Annotated in this window: 20 protein-coding genes and 1 tRNA gene; 17 read left to right on the top strand and 4 right to left on the bottom strand. The window is 62.5% G+C overall.

Annotation, left to right across the window (positions count from 1 at the left end; genetic code table 11):
- Nucleotides 1–51 precede the first annotated feature (51 nt).
- From R8L07_00790 to R8L07_00770, 5 genes are read left to right on the top strand one after another with little or no spacing between them, the layout of a single operon-like run.
- Nucleotides 52–414, top strand: a complete 363-nt coding sequence (locus R8L07_00790) for an NADH:ubiquinone oxidoreductase subunit NDUFA12 (protein ID MDW3204048.1) — start codon at nt 52–54, stop codon at nt 412–414.
- Nucleotides 415–463: 49 nt separating this feature from the next.
- The gene (locus R8L07_00785; GenBank protein MDW3204047.1) at nt 464–949 is read left to right on the top strand and encodes an MlaD family protein; all 486 of its coding nucleotides are present in this window, start codon (nt 464–466) and stop codon (nt 947–949) included.
- Between the two features lie 4 nt (nt 950–953).
- Nucleotides 954–1,403, top strand: a complete 450-nt coding sequence (gene mlaD, locus R8L07_00780; protein MDW3204046.1) for an outer membrane lipid asymmetry maintenance protein MlaD — start codon at nt 954–956, stop codon at nt 1,401–1,403.
- A 30-nt stretch (nt 1,404–1,433) separates the two neighbouring features.
- On the top strand, nt 1,434–2,192 hold the full coding sequence (locus tag R8L07_00775) for a class I SAM-dependent methyltransferase (GenBank protein MDW3204045.1): 759 nt from the start codon (nt 1,434–1,436) through the stop codon (nt 2,190–2,192).
- Complete coding sequence (locus tag R8L07_00770; protein ID MDW3204044.1) at nt 2,189–2,617, top strand: DUF2155 domain-containing protein; 429 nt, start codon at nt 2,189–2,191, stop codon at nt 2,615–2,617. Before R8L07_00775 ends, R8L07_00770 begins: the two co-directional genes overlap by 4 nt.
- 20 nt (nt 2,618–2,637) lie before the next feature.
- On the opposite strand, the gene R8L07_00765 is transcribed toward R8L07_00770, so the two are convergent.
- From R8L07_00765 to R8L07_00750, 4 genes are all read right to left on the bottom strand, one after another.
- Nucleotides 2,638–3,168 (bottom strand): PAS domain-containing protein, encoded by a 531-nt coding sequence (locus R8L07_00765; GenBank protein ID MDW3204043.1) that lies wholly within the window; start codon nt 3,166–3,168, stop codon nt 2,638–2,640.
- Nucleotides 3,169–3,257: 89 nt separating this feature from the next.
- Nucleotides 3,258–3,719, bottom strand: coding sequence for a flavodoxin family protein (locus R8L07_00760; protein MDW3204042.1), 462 nt, complete (start codon nt 3,717–3,719; stop codon nt 3,258–3,260).
- A gap of 80 nt (nt 3,720–3,799) precedes the next feature.
- Entirely contained in the window at nt 3,800–4,336 is a 537-nt protein-coding gene (locus R8L07_00755) for an OmpA family protein (protein ID MDW3204041.1), read from the bottom strand.
- A 121-nt stretch (nt 4,337–4,457) separates the two neighbouring features.
- Complete coding sequence (locus tag R8L07_00750) at nt 4,458–5,414, bottom strand: PDR/VanB family oxidoreductase (protein MDW3204040.1); 957 nt, start codon at nt 5,412–5,414, stop codon at nt 4,458–4,460.
- A gap of 209 nt (nt 5,415–5,623) precedes the next feature.
- On the opposite strand from R8L07_00750, the gene R8L07_00745 reads away from it, so the two are divergent.
- The 12 genes from R8L07_00745 (at nt 5,624) to R8L07_00690 (ending at nt 18,616) form a co-directional block, all read left to right on the top strand.
- Nucleotides 5,624–6,517, top strand: a complete 894-nt coding sequence (locus R8L07_00745; protein ID MDW3204039.1) for a LysR substrate-binding domain-containing protein — start codon at nt 5,624–5,626, stop codon at nt 6,515–6,517.
- Nucleotides 6,518–6,627: 110 nt separating this feature from the next.
- Complete coding sequence (locus R8L07_00740; GenBank protein ID MDW3204038.1) at nt 6,628–7,773, top strand: aromatic ring-hydroxylating dioxygenase subunit alpha; 1,146 nt, start codon at nt 6,628–6,630, stop codon at nt 7,771–7,773.
- Nucleotides 7,774–7,891: 118 nt separating this feature from the next.
- Nucleotides 7,892–7,980 (top strand) — tRNA-Ser (locus R8L07_00735).
- 175 nt (nt 7,981–8,155) lie between these two features.
- Nucleotides 8,156–9,022: a DUF3883 domain-containing protein gene (locus R8L07_00730; protein ID MDW3204037.1), complete on the top strand. Its 867-nt coding sequence runs from the start codon at nt 8,156–8,158 to the stop codon at nt 9,020–9,022.
- Nucleotides 9,023–9,274: 252 nt separating this feature from the next.
- Nucleotides 9,275–10,246: a TRAP transporter substrate-binding protein DctP gene (gene dctP / locus R8L07_00725; GenBank protein MDW3204036.1), complete on the top strand. Its 972-nt coding sequence runs from the start codon at nt 9,275–9,277 to the stop codon at nt 10,244–10,246.
- A gap of 8 nt (nt 10,247–10,254) precedes the next feature.
- Nucleotides 10,255–10,755 (top strand): TRAP transporter small permease, encoded by a 501-nt coding sequence (locus R8L07_00720; protein ID MDW3204035.1) that lies wholly within the window; start codon nt 10,255–10,257, stop codon nt 10,753–10,755.
- 4 nt (nt 10,756–10,759) lie between these two features.
- Entirely contained in the window at nt 10,760–12,076 is a 1,317-nt protein-coding gene (locus R8L07_00715; GenBank protein MDW3204034.1) for a TRAP transporter large permease, read from the top strand.
- Nucleotides 12,077–12,088: 12 nt separating this feature from the next.
- Nucleotides 12,089–14,242, top strand: a complete 2,154-nt coding sequence (locus R8L07_00710; GenBank protein MDW3204033.1) for an indolepyruvate ferredoxin oxidoreductase subunit alpha — start codon at nt 12,089–12,091, stop codon at nt 14,240–14,242.
- Nucleotides 14,239–15,834, top strand: a complete 1,596-nt coding sequence (locus tag R8L07_00705) for an indolepyruvate oxidoreductase subunit beta family protein (GenBank protein MDW3204032.1) — start codon at nt 14,239–14,241, stop codon at nt 15,832–15,834. Before R8L07_00710 ends, R8L07_00705 begins: the two co-directional genes overlap by 4 nt.
- A 72-nt stretch (nt 15,835–15,906) precedes the next feature.
- Nucleotides 15,907–16,404 carry a MarR family transcriptional regulator gene (locus R8L07_00700; protein MDW3204031.1) on the top strand — a complete coding sequence of 166 codons (498 nt, stop codon included), beginning with the start codon at nt 15,907–15,909 and terminating at the stop codon, nt 16,402–16,404.
- Nucleotides 16,405–16,792: 388 nt separating this feature from the next.
- On the top strand, nt 16,793–17,932 hold the full coding sequence (locus R8L07_00695; GenBank protein MDW3204030.1) for a transporter substrate-binding domain-containing protein: 1,140 nt from the start codon (nt 16,793–16,795) through the stop codon (nt 17,930–17,932).
- Nucleotides 17,933–17,950: 18 nt separating this feature from the next.
- Entirely contained in the window at nt 17,951–18,616 is a 666-nt protein-coding gene (locus R8L07_00690; GenBank protein ID MDW3204029.1) for an ANTAR domain-containing protein, read from the top strand.
- Nucleotides 18,617–18,689: the final 73 nt, after the last annotated feature.

Genomic DNA, 18,689 nt, shown 5'->3' with positions numbered 1-18,689 from the left:
CCATAGTCGCGCCAATCAAGAAGGCATTCATATCCGAGGATACGACCGGCCATGGCCAATGCGATTACCCGGCTGACGACCTGGCTGCGCGGAGAGCGCGTCGGCGAGGACGAACACGGCAACGTCTATTACCAGGACCGTAAGGTATCGCCCGGCACGCGCCGCCGCCGCTGGGTGATTTACAAGGACGGTCAGGATGAGGCGTCACGCGTGCCGCCGCAGCATCATGCCTGGCTGCACTATACGATCGATGCCTTCCCGTCGGCACAAAGTCGCCCCAGATTCGACTGGGAGAAGGAGCACGTTCCGAACCTGACCGGGACGGTTGAGGCCTATCGTCCGCCCGGACATACGCTTGCCGGCGGCCGGCGGGCATCGGCGACCGGCGACTACGAGGCCTGGACGCCGGAATGACGGGATATCGGTGCGCCGTGCAGCGCCGACCCCAGGTGACGGAGTAGCCATGGCCCGCCTTTCCAGCGATGCCAAACACTGCATGATCGGCGCAGCGACCTGTGTGGCGCTGGCGGCGTTTTTCGTGCTCGGCTACATGGGGCAGCCGGAAAGCCGCGGGTCGGACGGCTATCGCGTTTTTGCCTATTATGAATCGGCGGCAGGCCTGTCCGTCGGCAGCCGTGTCCTGATGGCCGGCCTGCCGATCGGCAATGTCCAAAGCATGCGTCTGGACACGGACACGAACGAAGTCATCGTGGAGATGACCATCCGCGATGGCTATGAGATTCCGGTCGACAGCGAGGCGTCGATCATCAGCGACGGGCTGGCGGGCGGAAAGTACATCCGCGTCGTTCCTGGCGGCGACTACGAGATGCTGCCGCCTGATGGTGCGTTCGACTACACGCGCAACTCGATTTCGTTCTTCGATCTTTTCGAAAAGATCATCCTGATGGCGGAGGCGCGCCGCGACTCTCAGGAAGCACCGGCGGAGTAGGGACATGCAGCGCAGCGTAATCGAAACCATCATGGGCGCCGTCGTTCTGATCGTCGCGGGATTGTTCCTGTATCTGGCCTATCAGGCGACGGACCTCGCCGCGGACCACAGCGGCTTCAAACTGACGGGCCGGTTCGGCACCATCGACGGTCTGACGCTGGGGGCCGATGTCCGCATTGGCGGGGTTAAGGTCGGCACCGTCACCGACGCGTCAATCGACCCGGAACTTTATCAGGCGGTCGTCGAGATGACGATCCAGGAAGGCATTCAGGTGCCGGCGGATTCGACTGCGGCGATCACGGGCGACGGTCTGCTGGGCGGCATGTATGTCAAACTGGCGCCGGGTACCGACAGTGAGATTCTCGCGGATGGAGACGAAATCGTCGACACGAAAGATGTCGTCGCCCTGGAGGACCTTCTGGGCCGCGCGATTTTCCTGATCACCGAAGAATAGGCCATTCGGCCCGATGAAAGGAAGCGCCGGATGACGGTTGCCGATCAGCACTGGGACCCGGAAAGGTATCGCCGGAACGCGGGATTCGTCGCCGAACTCGGGATGCCGGTCGTGGATTTGCTGGCCCCAAAAGCCGGTGAAAGAATTCTTGATCTTGGTTGCGGGGAAGGGGCCCTGACCCGAAAACTCGCGGCGCTGGGCTGCGACGTTGTCGGGGTCGACGCCAGCGCCGATCAGATTCGAAAGGCCAGGGACGAAGGGCTGGACGCCCATGTGGCAGATGGTCAGAACCTGACCTTCGACGCCCAGTTCGACGCGGTGTTCACCAATGCGGCATTGCATTGGATGAAGGATGCCGCGGCCGTAGTCTCCGGGGTGCGAAGGGCGCTGAAGCCCGGCGGGCGCTTTGTCGGCGAGTTCGGCGGCGTGGGCAATGTCCAGACGCTGCGCACCGCCCTTCGGGTCGCGGTCGCCGCCCGTGGGATTGATCCGGACGACGCCGATCCCTGGTACTTTCCGACTCCTGATGCCTATCGTGACGTCCTGGAGGCGGAAGGCTTCGTTGTGAAATCCATCGAATTGATCAATCGGCCGACACCGCTGCCGGGCGATGTCGACGGATGGCTGGCGTCTTTCGGGGAGAGCTTCCTCAATCGGATCGACGAGACGGAACGCGTGGCTGCCATCGACCAGATCCGCGACGCCCTGCGGCCCGTATTGACGGATCCGGACGGTACCTGGGTGGCGGATTATGTGCGTCTGCGCTTTTCGGCGGAGCTGGCTGAATGATCGGGGTGTCTGGACCAATCCGGAAGGGCGCCCTCTGCGGCGTCGCATTTCTGTTCGGCGCAATCGCGCCGGCTTCAGCCGAGCCGAAATCCATCGCCGTGCTGCAGGGGCTCGACAAGGTCACCGCGCGGGTCTCCACATTCGAGGTTCAGATCGATCAGCCGATCGATTTCGGAGCGCTGCGCATCCGGGTTCGTCATTGCGACCGGACTCCACCGGAAGAGCGACCGGAAGCGGCGGCCTTCATCGAGATCGACGAACTGCGCCCGGGGCAGGAACAGAATGTCCTGTTCACCGGATGGATGTTCGCGTCCAGTCCGGGGCTCAACGCCGTGGAGCACGCCGTCTATGACGTCTGGCTGCTGGACTGCAAGGACCCGGCGCCGGCTGCGAATTCAGCCGTGGAATCGAACGTCCAGGACTGAGCGCGGGCCCGGCTGGGCGCCTATGGCTGTACGTCCAGGACCCTGCGCGACAGTTCGGACAGCGTCCCTTCCTTCAGACTGTAAACGCTGGGCGTTTCCGGTCCGGTCCGGTCGTAATGGAATGACTGGCCGACGACAACATGGCCCACGCGGGCCGGTTCGGCGTTACGGGCGAGCGGGATCATGACGCGGATCGTGTCGAGCCAACGCCCGCGATCCCATTGGAAGCGGCTGTGCGAGGCGACCGGAGCGCGGCTTTCGATACAGGCGTCGAACTGGTCGCGGATGAAATCGTGATACTGTCCCTGCATGATCTCGCGGAGCGTCTTGCCGGTGAAGTCGCTGCCCCACGCTTCCGCCATTTCAGTTCCGACGACTCGGAATCGGAGGTCGCTGCCTTCCACATCCGCAAGGACCAGAAAGGACAGCAGATCCGGAATGGCGACGGGATCGAAGTGCCGCCTTGCCGGAAGGCCCCCTTCCGGCGGTAACAGGGATCTCCAATAGGACAGGAGCCGCTCGTGGCGGGGGGTAAGGACATCGGACGGCATACGGTGCTTTCGCTGATCAAACTTCAGGCATAGACGAATCGTCCCTGCTTCGAAAGCACCGGCTTGTGACGGGGGCGTCGCCGTCGGTGTCAGAAAATGCCGGCGTCCAGGCCCGCGGCCGCCAGCATGCCCAACTCGCTGCAGTCATCGACGAAGCTGTCCTGCCAATCGCCGCGGCAGATCAGCGGGTCGCGCATTGCTTTCCACCGCAGGCCCGTGGCGATGCTCTCGACCGCGCGGCGGGTGCCGGTCCCGTCCATGCCGGCCCGGATATACAGGGCATAGGGCAGCCCCTGTTTCTCCTCAAGGACCGCGTAGTAGGTTCGGTCGAAGAAGTCCTTCAGCGCCCCGGACATGTATCCCAGGTTTTCCGTCGTCCCGAGCAGGATGCCGTCCGACTGAAGGACATCCTCCGGCCCTGCCTCCAGGGCGGGTTTCGACAAAATCTCGACCGTATCCCCGCCGCCTTCCCGGGCGCCATCGATTGCGGCGTCGCGCAGCCTGCGCGTGTTCGGGGACGGGGCGTGGGTGACGATCAGCAGGCGCTTCATGGCCAAGGGCGCTCCTTCTTCATCCTTCAGTAGACTGGAATTTCAGAAGGCACCGATCAAGGGGCGCCGGGCCGGCCAGCCTAGCGCAGGTAAAACTGCACCCGTCGGTTCGCATCCGATTCCGGGTTCCAAGGCTCGATCGGTTTTGCCTCGCCCCGGCCGATCACGTGCAGCGTCAGCGGGTCGATGCCATAGCGGTCCGTCAGATAGTTCCTGACCGATAGTGCGCGTCGTTTGGATAGATTGAGGTTATAGGTTTCGCTGCCCACGGCGTCGGTATGTCCCTCGATCACCAGGATGCGATCGCGCATTTCCGGAAAGGCCAGCATGCGGGCGATTTCCGACAGGAAGGGGGCATCGCGTTCCGATATCCGGTCGGAGTCGAAGTCGAACTGGATGCGGTAGCCAACAGTCCCGCCACTTTGCGTGGGGACCGTTTCGGAACTGGCCCCCGGGAGGCCCCGCGTCGCCCCGATGGACACGGGCGATGGGCCGGCCATGGCTTCCAGCAGGTCTTCCGCCGTCGCCTCCCCGGGTTCGAAGAAGCGAACCTCCTCGGCGGTGGCAGGCCCCTGATGGACTGCAAAAAATACCAACAAACTCAGCAAAAGGCGCATTGTTTCATTCCCTCACTCGCCCGCCATCATAAACGGTTATGGAGCGGTGAGGCACGGAAAACAGTGTCACCCGACATCCGGCGACGGATGGTCGAGCCGCATCTGCCCGCCGGGCCCGGCCTCAAATGTCGAGGATCAGTTTTGATCCCTTCGCGCGGGAGACACAGACACACATCAGTTCGTTGTCGGCCTGTTCATCGGGCGTCAGAACGCTATCCCTATGATCGATTTCGCCGTCGAGGACATCAATGATGCAGGCGCCGCAGACCCCCTCGGTGCAGCTGTAGTCGACGCTGACCCGGTTCTCCAACAGCACATCCAGAATGGATTTGTCCGCCGGGACGGAGAGTGTCTTGCCGCTCTGGGCCAGTTCCACCTCAAAGGAGTCCGATGGACCTTCAAGGGCGCTGGGATTGGCGGAAAACCGTTCGAAGTGCACCTGCTCGTCCGGCAGATGGGCACGGCCGGTGTCCAGTACGGCGGCCAATAGCGGCTCCGGCCCGCAGACATAGACATGGCTGTCTTTTGGCACGGACCCGAACAAGCCATTCAGATCGATCAGCCCGTGTGTGTCGTCATAGCGGCACTCCAGGGCATTGCCGAGGCCGAGCGCCTCGAAGGCAGGCTGAAAGGCCGCATGGCTGCGGCTGCGTGTCAGGTAGTGAACCTGCTGAGATTTGCCCAAGGCCGCGAGCCGAGCGGCCATGGCGTAGATCGGAGTCGCGCCGATGCCACCGGCGATCAGGATCGAATGGGGCCCGTCCTCTTCCAGAGTGAAATTGTTGCGCGGACCGACCAGTTGAAGTTCCGTGCCCGGTGTCAAATCGTGCATCGCGCGCGAGCCGCCGCGGCCGGTGTCCTCGCGCTTGACCGCAACGCTGCCCCAGCGCCCCTCCGGGTCCCATTGCCACAGCGAATACTGCCGCTGAAGTCCGCCGGGCAGATGCACGTCGACATGGGCTCCGGCCCGGGCCGTCGCAAAGGGCGTGGCGTCGCGCGCCTCGAAGGTGAAGCTGCGGATTTCGTTGGAAAGATCCGTGGTTTCTTTCAGGATTGCGGAGAAGGGAGAGGGGATCATCGCGCACTCCGTGAATGGGCGGGGCGGGCGTTTCGGATAGGCCGGGTAACAGACCCGGCGGCGGAAGCCGGACGGTGCCGCAAAATGCGCCGCGCCGCAAGCACCGGAAACGTCCGCTCGTGTTCCGTTTGCGACGAAGTTCGCTTGCGTCAAACTCACCTGTATGGGCTAACTGCCGGACGACAAGCCTGCTGTCGGGGAAACGATCCATGCGCCGACCTTACGATTTGCCGCCCTTGACGACCCTGGCCGCCTTCGAGGCCGCGGCCCGCCACGGCAGCATGAAGGACGCCGCGGCGGAGTTGAACGTCACGCCCGGGGCGGTCAGCCGACAGGTCAAGGCGCTGGAGGAGGAGTTGCGCCGTCCGCTTTTTGTGCGTGTGCATCGCGGCATCGAACTGACAATGGACGGGGCGGAACTGTCCGAAGCGCTGGCACGCGGCTTTACCCATGTCGCAGATGTCTGCCGCCGCATTCGGGACGCCACGGACGGGCCCAGCCTCACGGTGGGCGCCACCACGGCCTTCGCCGGTTTCTGGCTCATCCCACGGATCGGCGCCTTCTGGCAGGATCATCCGGAGATCACCGTCAATCATGCGGTTTCCGATGATCCGATCGAGTTGCGTCGGGGGCCGGTCGACTTTGCATTGCGCTACGGTTTCGGGGACTGGCCCGATACGGAACAGGTGGAACTCTTCGGCGACCGGCTGTACCCGGTCTGTGCACCGCAGTTCAAGGCGTCCCGGCGCGGTGTGCGGCCCGGGGACCTGCCGCATCTGCCGTTGCTGCGGCTCAAGGGGGTCGACCCGGCCTGGATCGACTGGGATACCTTCCTTGCCTGGGCGGGGCTGGGGCCCATCGAGGCCCCGTCCTCCGGGCGCAGCCTGAACAACTATACGGTCGCCATTCAGGCGGCGCGGGACGGGCAGGGGGTCGCGCTGGGCTGGGAACGCTTGGTCGGTCCCATGATCGAATCCGGGGATCTGGTTCGCCTGACCGATCTGGCCATGCCGGCACCCGGATCTCACTATCTGGTCTGGTCCGCGGATCGCGGCATGACGCCCGCCATGGCGGCCTTTCGCGACTGGTTGATGACACAATGACCATCTCGGTTGACTTGAGGTCAACCGAGATTGCGGTTTTTCGCTATTGAGCGGGAGTCTGGTTCGGCAGTACCGGTCGATCAGCAGTCGCCAACTTGCGGAGGTCCGAAATGCCGTTGGATACCGTCGAACTCGACAATGTGTTGAAGCCGATCGGCCAGGCCACGGGCCTGCCCAATGCCGCCTATATCGATTCCGGCACGTTTGAGCGCGAGAAGCGAAAGGTCTTTTTCGAGACCTGGGCCGGTATCGGCTTCGGCAAGGATGTCCCGCGCAGCGGCGACGCCGTCCCGGTCGACTTCCTGGGCATGCCGCTGCTGATGCTGCGCGATCGATCCGGTGCGGTCCGGGTGTTCCAGAATATCTGTCGTCATCGCGGCATGATCCTGGTGCAGGAGCCGACCACCATCCGCGGCGTGATTCGCTGCCCATATCACTCCTGGTGCTACGGGTTGGACGGCAGCCTGCGCACCACGCCGGATGTCGGCGGGCCGGGCATCAACGAGCACCCGGATTTCGACAAGTCGGCACTCGGCCTTGTCGAGGTGCGGGCTGCCCTGTTCCATGACGTGGTCTTCGTCAACATCTCCGGCGATGCTCCGGAATTCGACGATTACGCCGCCGAACTGAAGTCCCGCTGGGCCGAGTTCGACCGGCCGATTTTTCACGGCGGCCCGGAAAGCTCTTTCCAGCTGGAAGTGAAGTCGAACTGGAAACTGGCGGTCGAGAACTATTGCGAGAGCTATCACCTGCCGATGGTTCATCCGGGACTGAACAGCTACTCCCGGCTGGAGGACCATTATCACATCGAACAGGACGGCAAGTTCTCCGGCCAGGGTACGATGGTCTACAACCCGCAGCTTGACGGATCCGGCCGGGCCTTCGTGAATTTCGATGGCCTTTCCGAAAAATGGGACACCGCGGCGGAATATATCTCGCTCTATCCCAATGTCCTGTTCGGCGTTCACCGAGACCATGTCTATGCCATCCTGCTGGAGCCGCATGGGGTCGACCGGACCGTGGAACGGGTCGAGATCTACTATGCCGACGAGGCGATGCTGGACGGCAACTATGCCGATCTGCGCGACCGCAATGCCCGCCAGTGGAAGGGCATCTTCGTGGAGGACGTCTTCGTCGTAGAGGGCATGCAGCAGGGCCGTCATGCCCCCGGTTTCGACGGCGGCCATTTTGCCCCGGCCATGGATGGGCCGACCCATATGTTCCACCGCTGGGTGGTCGGCCGGATGCAGAGCTGACAGCGGCCATGCGGTGCCGTGGCATCGGCGTGCAAAGGGTGGCGCAAGGCGCATTGACAAGCGCCCCCCGAAGCCGCTATTGCACCGCCTCCGACAGGCCGCAGCGGTCCCGTCATGCGGAGGGATGGCAGAGCGGTAATGCAGCGGATTGCTAATCCGTCACGGGGTTAAACTCGTGCGGGGGTTCGAGTCCCCCTCCCTCCGCCACTTCTCAACATCTGAAATCGTTGGTGTCATGGTGCCCGGCCTATCGCGAGACCCGGCGACGCCGTTTGGTCCTGCGTGAGGCCTGTCGTCCGGACGCAGGTCTGCCGTGCGATTTCAGCGTCTTCGTTTGATTCCTCACGGTGACAAATGGTTCTGGCCCGACTAGCCTGGCCCGATGCCGAGCGGTGCCTGGACGGATGAAGAGAACGACCTGATCGTCGCTGACTATTTTGCGATGTTGAAGGCCGATTACGCGGGGCGCCCCTACAGCAAGGCGGCGCATCGGCGCGCCCTCATACCTCTGCTGGCCGGACGCTCCGAAGGGTCGGTGGAGTTCAAACACCAGAACATCAGTGCCGTTCTGCAGGGGATGGGCGAAGCCTGGATTCCCGGATACAGGCCCGCCTTCAACTATCAGGCGTCCCTGGAAGACGCGGTGGGCCGATGGCTGGCCGCCGAGCCGGGCTGGCTTCATCGAACACCTGTGGGCGGACCTTCCGCCAGCCTTCCAGAATTTGGCAGTCACGAATTTGGCCTTCAGGAACCTACCCAGATCTGGATCGGAGCGCCCCCGACACTATCGAACCAACCGCCACCGCCGGAACTGGAGCAGACCCGTAGGGTCGCAATGAAGTTCGACGTTGCCGGCCGTGATGAACGAAACAGGGAACTGGGACGTGCCGGCGAAGCATGCGTGTTGGCGCGCGAACGGGCTCTGTTGGCAGCCGGTGGCCGGCAGGATCTGGCCCGGCAGGTGCGCTGGGTATCGCAGGAGGATGGCGATGGGGCCGGTTATGACATTGCCAGCTTTTCGGCGGACGGTCGGGCGCGCCTGATCGAGGTGAAGACGACGAACGGATGGGAAAGGACACCCTTCCATATCACGCGCAACGAACTTGCCGTGGCGGAGGAAAGACGATCGGAATGGTGCCTTTTCCGGCTTTGGAATTTTTCGCGTGAGCCGAAGGCCTTCGAACTCTATCCGCCGCTCGATGCCCATGTTTCGCTGACGGCGACGGATTTCCTGGCCAGCTTTCACTGAACCAGCAATGGCCGTGGCCGGCCTTTCGCGTGCCCGCCGGGGCGCCCGGGTCCCAGCCGAATCCGGTTCATCTTGCCGTGCCGATCGCAGGCGGCAGAGAAAGTATAATTTTGTTTCAATTGATGCATGCCCATTGACCCATTTCGAAAATCCGGCAAACTATATGCAAATGGGTATAGTTTACTCGCATACGAACAAGCCGGTCAGCGGCGCAGAAAAATCAACCAGAGTCTTTCCGAGGGAGGAGACACCATGAAAAGCAGTTTTGTAAGCGCCGTACTGGCGACCGCGCTGGTTACGGGCGGTCTGACCGCCGGGACCGCCGCCGCGGATGAAGTCACGCTTCGCGGCACGACCGCCTTCGCACAGGGCACTACCTTCTCGCGCCCCTACGAGGCATTCGTCGAATGGATCAACGAGAACGGCAAGGGCGTGCTGCAGATCCAGACCGTCGGCGGACCGGAAGCCATGCCGCCGTTCGAGGTCGGCAATGCCGTGTCCTCCGGCGTCGTGGATATCGCCAATGTCACCGCGGCCTTCTACACGAACATCCTGCCGATGGGCGATGCGCTGAAACTGGCGGAGAACACGATTCAGGACCAGCGCGCGAACGGATGCTATGACAAGATCGACGCGATGCATCAGGAGCAGATGAACGTCAAGTATCTGGGACGCACCGGCGATCACATCAATTTTCATCTGTACCTGACGAAGCCGATCGAGGGCGCCGACCTGTCGGGGCTGACGATTCGGACGACGCCGGTCTATCAGGCGATGTTCCAGTCCCTCGGCGCGACCCTCATCCGCACGCCTCCGGGCGATGTCTATACGGCGCTGGAGCGCGGCACGATCGACGGCTATGGCTGGCCGATTCAGGGCGTTCTGGACCTCGGCTGGGACGAACAGACCAAGTATCGCGTCGACCCGGGATTCTATCAGGTCGATGTCGACATTCTGGTCAATCTGGATCGTTGGAAGGACCTGAACGACGAGCAGCGGGCGCTGTTGGAAAAAGGCATCGCGTGGCTGGAAGAGCGCAATGCCGAAAACCTGAACATCAATGAAGCGGAAGCCGCCAAGCAGGCCGACGCGGGGATTGAAGTCATCGAACTGGCGGACGACGCCAAGGCAAAATGGCTTGAGACGGCCCGGACCGCCGGTTGGGATACGGTTGCCGCCATCGATGCGGACGCCGCGGCAGCACTGCAGTCCTGCATGCGCTGACCGACGTCATGCGCATTCTGGTAGAGGTTCACCAGCGGATCGTGACCGCGTTCGCCATTCTGGCGGGCGCGGTCGTGACCGCCATGACCCTGGCTCTGATCGTCAATGTGGCGTTTCGGGCCGCGGGGGAGGGCGGTCTGTTCGGCATGGTCGACGCGATCGAGCTCGGCCTGATGGCGGCCACCTTCCTGGCGGCGCCCTGGGTTCTGCGCCGAAACGGGCATGTCGCGGTGGACATCTTTCTGATCACCCTGCCTGAGCCTGCCCGGCGCAGGCTGACCCTGGTGATGATGGTTTTCGGCGCCCTGATGTCCGCGGTTCTGTCTTGGTCGTCGATCACGGCGCTGATCACCGCCGTCGATCGCGGATCGATGGTTCGCGGCATCCTGGTTTTCCCGGAATGGATCCCGCTGATGGCGCCATCGATTGCCGGTGTGCTTCTGGCGGTGGAATTCATCCTCAAGGCCGCCGCGCGGCCCGATGTCGAACGCATGCAGACAGGATTGTAGTTCTATGGATTGGATCATGATCCTGGTGGCGATGCTGGGCGCGCTGGTTGTGCTGCTGGCGCTGGGCCTGCCCGTCGCCTTCGCCTTCATTGCGGTCAATGTCGTTGGCGCCTTCTTCATCCTGGGTGGCGAGAACGGTCTTGTGCAGATGGCGCGCAATGCGACGCGATCAGTCTCGAATTTCCAACTGGCCCCGATTCCGTTGTTCATTCTGATGGGCGAAATCCTGTTTCAGTCCAGGGTGGCGCATCGGGCGATAGACGCAATCGAACGGATCGTGACCCGGGTGCCGGGGCGCCTGTCCGTCGTCACGGTTTTCGGCGGCACGATCTTCTCCGCACTTTCCGGATCGACCATCGCGAACACGGCGATGCTGGGGTCGACCCTCATGCCCAGCATGTTGAAGAAGGGTTATCATCCCACGCTCGCCATGGGCCCGATCATGGCGTCGGGCGCGATCGCGATGTTGATCCCGCCGTCGGCTCTGGCGGTTCTGCTGGGCAGTCTGGCCGGGATATCGATCTCGAAACTGCTGGTTGCGGGCATCCTGCCTGCGATCCTGCTGTCGACCCTGTTCGTGATCCTGATCGTGTCGGTGTCGGTGGCGAAGCCGGAACTGGCACCGGCCGACGATCAGCCGGACATGACACTGTGGGAGCGCTGGCGCCCCTTCTGCATTTATGTCCTGCCGCTGTCCGGCATCTTCATGGTGGTGATTGGAAGCCTGCTGATCGGCATCGCCTCGCCGACCGACGCGGCGGCCTTGGGCTGCCTGGCCGCGGTGGTGGCCAGCGCTGCCTACCGTTCCCTGTCGCTCGACAATCTGATTGCGGCAGTACGCGAGACCGTGCTGCTGACGGTGATGATCATGTTCATCATCGCGGCCAGTCAGACCTTCAGCCAGATCCTGTCCTTCAGCGGTGCGACGTCGGGGTTGATCGGGTTGATCAACGGTTGGGAGTTGACCTCCCTCCAGGTGCTGGTCGGCATGATCCTCATCCTGTTGTTCCTGGGCTGCTTCATCGACCAGGTCAGCATGCTGATGGTGACCATTCCGATCTTCATCCCGCTGGCGAAGGCGGTCGGGATCGACGAACTGGTGCTGGGTGTCGTCTATCTGCTGACCATGGAAATCGCGCTGCTGACGCCGCCCTTCGGCCTGCTGCTGTTCGTCATGCGCGGCGTGGTGCCGGATTCGATCCGGATGAAGCAGATCTATGCGGCCGTCGCACCCTTCCTGACGATCAAGCTGCTGGTGCTGGCGCTTGTCGTCGCGGTACCGGCGCTGGGCACCTGGCTGCCCGCCCTGATCACGCGCTAGAGGAGGCATCCGATGGCCGAAAGATCCTTCGTCAAAGAAGTTCAGCAATTGCGCATCGGCGCCGGCGAGGAGTTCCGCGGCGAGGGCATTCTGGCGATCACCAAGGCGCTGCTGGAAGCCGGGGTCGGCTATGTCGGCGGCTATCAGGGGGCCCCGATCTCCCATCTGATGGATGTGCTGGCGGATGCGCAGGACATTCTGGCGGAACTGGGCGTGCGGTACGAAGCCAATGCGTCGGAAGCCGCAGCGGCGGCAATGCTGGCGGCATCCGTCCATTATCCGATCCGCGGCGCGGTCGCATTCAAGTCGACGGTTGGCACCAATGTGGCTTCCGACGCGCTGGCCAACCTGGCATCGGGCGGGGTGACCGGCGGGGCGCTGGTCATCGTCGGGGAGGATTACGGCGAAGGCTCCTCCATCATGCAGGAGCGTAGCCACGCCTTCGCGATGAAGTCGCAGATCTGGCTGCTGGATCCGCGCCCGAACCTGCCGTCCATGGTGCAGGCAGTGCATGACGGCTTCGAACTGTCGGAGGCGTCGAACACGCCGGTCATGCTGGAGGTCCGCATCCGGGCCTGTCATGTCCATGGCCGGTTCACCGCCAAGGACAATGTCCCGCCGCCCCTGTCCGTGCGCGACGCGTTGAAGAATCCGCAGCGCAAGACCGATCGTATCGTCCTGCCGCCGGCCGCCTTCAAGCATGAGCAGGAGAAGGTGACCGAGCGCTGGCCCGCAGCGGTGAAATTCATCCGTGAGCGCGGGCTGAACGAATTTTTCGGTCCAAAGACATCGAAGACCGGGATCGTTCTGCAGGGCGGCATGTACAACACGGTCATCCGGGCCCTGCAGCGTCTGGGCCTTGCCAATGTGCACGGCGACACGGCGATCCCGCTCTATGTCCTGAACGTTACCTATCCCCTCGTCGACGAGGAGTTTCTGGATTTCTGCCGCGACAAGGACGCCGTTCTGGTCGTGGAGGAAGGACAACCCGCCTATATCGAACAGGCCTTCGGATCGATGCTTTATAAGTCCGGGGCGACAACGAAACTGATCGGCAAGGAAGTGCTGCCCCCTGCCGGGGAGTATACCGGCGCGGCCATGCTGGACGGCATCTCGTCCTTCCTGAAGGATTTCGATCCATCGCTCTTGCAGGCGAAGGATCGGGCACCGAACAAGCCGACACCCGATTCCTACGGCGAAGACCTGACCAGGACCGTGCCGATGCGGCCACCCGGATTCTGCACCGGCTGTCCGGAACGACCGATATTCGCGGCGATGAAACTGGTGGAACAGGAAATGGGGCCGCATCAGATTGCTGCGGATATCGGCTGTCACCTGTTCTCAATCATGCCCCCCTTCGAAATCGGCGGGACGACGATGGGATTCGGACTGGGGCCGGCCTCCAACGCGGCCTTCGACGGCGGCGGGGAGCGGCGCCCGATCTCCATCCTGGGGGACGGCGGTTTCTGGCATAACGGCCTGACGTCCAGCATCGGAAATGCCGTCTACAACAAATCCGACGGCGTCGTGATGATCGTCGACAACTACTATTCTGCGGCAACCGGCGGTCAGGACATCCTGTCATCCCGGGCGGAGAACAAATCCAAGTCGACGCAGCATTCCATCGAAAGTGCCGTTCACGGCGTGGGCGTGAAATGGGTACGCCAGATCGACCGGACATACGACGTGACCAGGGTGCGGGACACGCTGAAGGATGCCCTGACGACCGATGCGGAAGGTCCCAAGGTCATCATCGCATCGTCGGAATGCATGCTGAACCGTCAGCGCCGGGAACGCCCGGCACGCGCCAAGACTATGCGGGACGGTGGTCGGGTGGAGGTGCCGAAATTCGGCGTCGACGAGGATGTCTGCACCGGCGACCACGCCTGCATGCGCCTGTCCGGCTGCCCGTCTTTGACCATGAAACAGTTGGACGATCCGTTGCGCGACGATCCGGTCGCGGCAATCGATGAGTCCTGTGTCGGTTGCGGCAATTGCGGTGAGGTCGCGGATGCGGCCGTTCTGTGTCCGTCATTCTATCGTGCCGATACGATCCACAATCCGGGCCGGTTCGAATCCTGGCTGGCGCGTCAGTCGGCCCGGCTCATCGCCTGGCTGCAGATGCGCCGCGAGTCGAAGCGCCTGAGTTTCGGAGAGGCGGCATGATCGACGCGGCGATACGGGATTTCACGGCGGCGGCCGGTCAGGATCAGACCGAAGGGATCATCAAGGTGGCTGTCCTGGCGGTTGGTGGGCAGGGCGGTGGTGTCCTGACCGACTGGATCGTCGATGTGGCCGAACGCAACGGCTATCACGCGCAATCGACCTCTGTCCCCGGTGTCGCCCAGCGCACCGGCGCGACGATCTATTATGTCGAGATGATGCCGGCTTCCGAAAGGGAACCGATATTCGCCCTGATGCCGGCACCGGGGGATGTCGATGTCCTGGTGGCCGCTGAAATCATGGAGGCAGGGCGCGCCATCACCCGCGGTCTCGTCACACCGGACCGGACCACACTGATCGCGTCTCAGCATCGCATGTTCGCGGTCTCCGAAAAGATCGTCCCGGGGGACGGTCGCGCCGATGTGGATGTCGTGCTCCGTTCTGCCCGAGAGGCAGCGAAGGAGTTCATCTGTTTTCCGATGGACCGGATCGCCGTCGAGACCCGCAGCCATATCTCCGCCTGCCTGCTGGGCGGGTTGGCCGGGTCGGGCGCCTTGCCGTTTTCCAAGGAAAGCTATGAGGAGACCATCCGGGCGGCGGGGCGCGGCGTCGAGGCGAGCCTGGTTGCCTTCGATCGATCCTTCGCGGTGGCCCAGGGAACGGCGGAACCGGATGCCGGGGGCGATCAGAAACCCGCTCCCGTGGAACCCATGCCAAGTGGCCCGAAGCGACTGATCGAACACTGGAAGGCGCTGACCGATCGAATCGACGGATTTCCGGAACCGGTACGGGAGATGTCACGGCTCGGGTTGCGGAAGGTCGTGGAGTTTCAGGACACCGATTACGGTGAGGCCTATCTGGACGAAATCGAACGCGCGTTGACTGCGGATCGACAGAATGGCGGCGCGGCCAGGGGGTTCGCCTATTCTGTTGCGTTGGCGAAGCATCTTGCCAATGCCATGGCCTATGACGATGTCATTCGCGTCGCCGATCTGAAGGTGCGGGCCGCCCGGTTCCGTCGGGTTCATGACCATGCCGGGGCGGGGTCGGATACCCTTGTTCACATCACGGAGTTCATGCATCCCGGCGCGGCGGAGGTCTGCGGCCTGATGCCCCGCAGGATCGGGGCCTTTGTTGAATCGCGCCCGGCGCTTTATGGCCTGGTCGACAGGCTGGTCAACAAGGGGCGCCGGATCCGGACGGATTCGTTGCTTCCGTTTCTGGGCCTCTATTGTGTCGGCGGATTGCGTCGCTGGCGGCGCGGGACCCTGCGTTACCACCGAGAGGCCGCACATTGGCAAGCCTGGTTGGAACGGGCGCAGGGGACCTTGCGCTTCGATTATCACCTGGCTGTGGAAGTCCTGAAATGCCGCCGCCTGATCAAGGGCTATAGCGACACCCATGCGCGCGGCCTGTCGAAATTCGATCGCGTTCTGGATGGTGCGGCCCTGGTCGCTGGTCGACCGGATGCCGCCGACTGGGTTCGACGCCTTCGCGAGGCGGCGCTGGCGGATGAAAAGGGGGAGGCGCTGGAAGGGGCCATTGCGACCATTCGCAGCTTCATCGACGATCCGACCCCCGGCGCTTCCAATTGATCGGGGTCCGGGACTCCTGTAAGCGAATACGGGTTTTTGAATGAATACGGTTTGAAAGGATTGCGCGGCCCCATGTCGGATATGGCGGAACGTAGGGATGTAGCAGCGAAAAACGGGGCGCCCCGGTCGGGAATTGTGCTGGAAAGCATTCTGCCCTACCTGATGAACTGCCTGACCTTCCGCATGAACCAGTTGCTGAATCAGGACCTGCGGAAACTGGGGCTGACGATCTCCAACTGGCGTCTGCTCGCGGTTCTGGACTACAACGAAACCGCCTCGATCAATGAACTGGTTTCCTATGCGATGATCGAACAGTCGACGGTCAGCCGGTTGATCACCCGCATGGAGGAGGACGGCCTCGTGCGGCGCGACCGTATCGACCAGGACGGGCGAGTACGGTCGATTTCCATGACGGCGAAGGGCCGGGAAATCTATGAGAAGGTCCAGTCGATCACGCTCGCCCATGCAGAACGGGCATTGGTCAATCTCTCCGACGATGAAAAGGCGGTCCTCGAACGCTTGATCTCCGTCATGCGCGCCAATCTGGACACCTATCCGCTCAAATCCTGACCTGTGCGACCAAGGCCGTTGACTTGCAGAAACGGTGACGGTAGCGTTTCAGACGGCCTGCGATGCGGGCTTGCGGCATTGGCGCCGCTGAAAATACCAGGGCGAAGGGGCCTCCGGATGTCTCCGCAATGAGCGGAGCCGTGTGGAGGCCCCTTCGCCTTTTTCGTTATCTGCCCCGGCCCGCCCGGGGACAGTCACGTAAATGCCGCAGGGATGTTCGGCTTCCGCATCCACGAGGGCCTGCCGGGGAGGGAGCCAGGGACGCTTGATCGCATGGATCGACGTCCCGCAGTTCGAACGGGTGTAATGACCGCAAAAATACAAGGCGGCAATTCTCGTTCGATCGTGTTGACTGTAACAGGCAGTCCGACGACGGGAGACGACGGGAATGGATACCACGAAGACGACCGAACCTTGGCGTGTCGGCGTACTGTTCTCTCAAAGCGGTTTCATGGCGGTCATTGAGGAAACGCAGTTGCGCGGCACCTTGACCGCGATTGAGGAAATCAATGCCGCTGGAGGCATCAATGGGCGCGAACTGGAACCGGTGATCTATGACCCGGGATCGGAGGCGCGCGCCTTCGGACGTCTGGCGAAACGGCTCATGGTAGAGGACGGGGTCAATACGATCTTCGGCTGCTACACCTCCAGCAGCCGCAAGGCGGTGCTGCCGGTGGTGGAACGGCTGAACGGGTTGCTTTGGTATCCGACCCTTTATGAAGGGTTCGAATACTCTCCAAACGTGATCTATACCGGGGCCGCGCCGAACCAGAACAGCGTCGAACTGTGCCGCGTCCTGATGGAGATGTATGGCAAGCGTTTCTTCTTCGTCGGTGCTGACTACATCTATCCACGTGAATCCAACCGGATCATGCGCGAGCTGGTGAAAAACAGCGGCGGCGAGGTGGTCGGTGAGCGGTATGTCCGGCTAGGCGCAGACCGCAAGGAATTCACGGAAATCATGCGCGAGATGAAGAATGCCCAGCCGGACGTCATCTTTTCGACGGTCGTCGGGGACGCCACGGTCCATCTCTACCAGACCTACAATGATTTCGGCTTCAACCCGAAGGTCACCCCGATCGCAAGCCTGACCACCACAGAAGCCGAGATCAAGGCCATGGGCTATGACGTCGGTGAGGGGCACATCACGGCTGCGCCCTACTTCCAGGAAATCGGAAACGAGCGAAACTCGTCCTTCGTCCAACTCTACAAGAAGCGATACGGGGAGGATGAGCCGACGAATATGTGCCTGGAAGCGTCCTATTTTCAGGTGCATGTCTTCGCCAAGGCACTGGAAGAGACGAATTCGATCGACACCGAAATCCTCCGCGCCTCCGTCATCGGATCCGAGTTCGAGGCGCCTCAGGGTGAGATTTCCATCAACCCGGTCTGCGGCCATACCGACCTATGGACCCGGATCGGACGTGCCAATGAAAACGGACAGTTCGATCTGGTCTTCGAATCGAAGGACCGGGTGAAGGCCGATCCATACCTCATCGGCTACAGCCGCAATCTGGCATTCGGTTAGGCTGCGGAGGGGGCGAGCATGAGCGGCATGATCAACCGTCAGGAAGGACAGAACCGGTCGCGCGGGCCCGCGGGCGGACGCGGGCAGCCCGTCCAGCACGGCAAGGATCGCAGCCCGACATTCCGATTTGCGAACATGGATGTCGCTGTGATCGCGGAACGAAGCGACGACGGGGAACGCCTGATCCGGGAATTGCAGCGTGCGCGGGTCCGGGTCCAGCATATCTGGCCGGTGCCACCGCAACTGCCCGTCGATTTCGATGTCATCTACTGCGAACTGACGGAGGATCTGCCCAGCCGGTTGCCCTGGGTGCCGGGGGAGCCGGAAGCAGCCCTGGTGCTCGTAGCGACAGGCAAGGTGCCGGTGGATTATGGACTGGTTCGCAACTGTGCCACGCAATCGATTCTGCACTATCCGCTGCAACCGGCGAGCGTTCAGTCCAGCCTGTTTCTGGCGCGGGAGCATTTTCTCTACGAACGGCGCCTGCGTGGCCGGATCGACAGGCTGGATGAAAATCTGCGAACGATGCGCAGCGTTGAGCGCGCCAAGGCCATCGTCATGCGCATGAAGAACATGAATGAAGAGGAAGCGTACCATTTCCTGCGGCGTCAGGCGATGGAACGCCGTGTTTCGATCGGCAGCGTGGCTAACGCGCTGATTGACTCTCAGGAAATCCTCGGCTAACGTTTTTCCGGATCGTGAAAAGACGATCCATCTGGCGGCAGAGAAGCCGCCCTTAAAAATCGACGGCGAAGCA

This window comes from Alphaproteobacteria bacterium, assembly GCA_033344895.1.
Classification (GTDB): Bacteria; Pseudomonadota; Alphaproteobacteria; order UBA8366; family Aestuariispiraceae; genus Pacificispira.
This window is presented reverse-complemented; position numbering and strand designations above follow the sequence as displayed.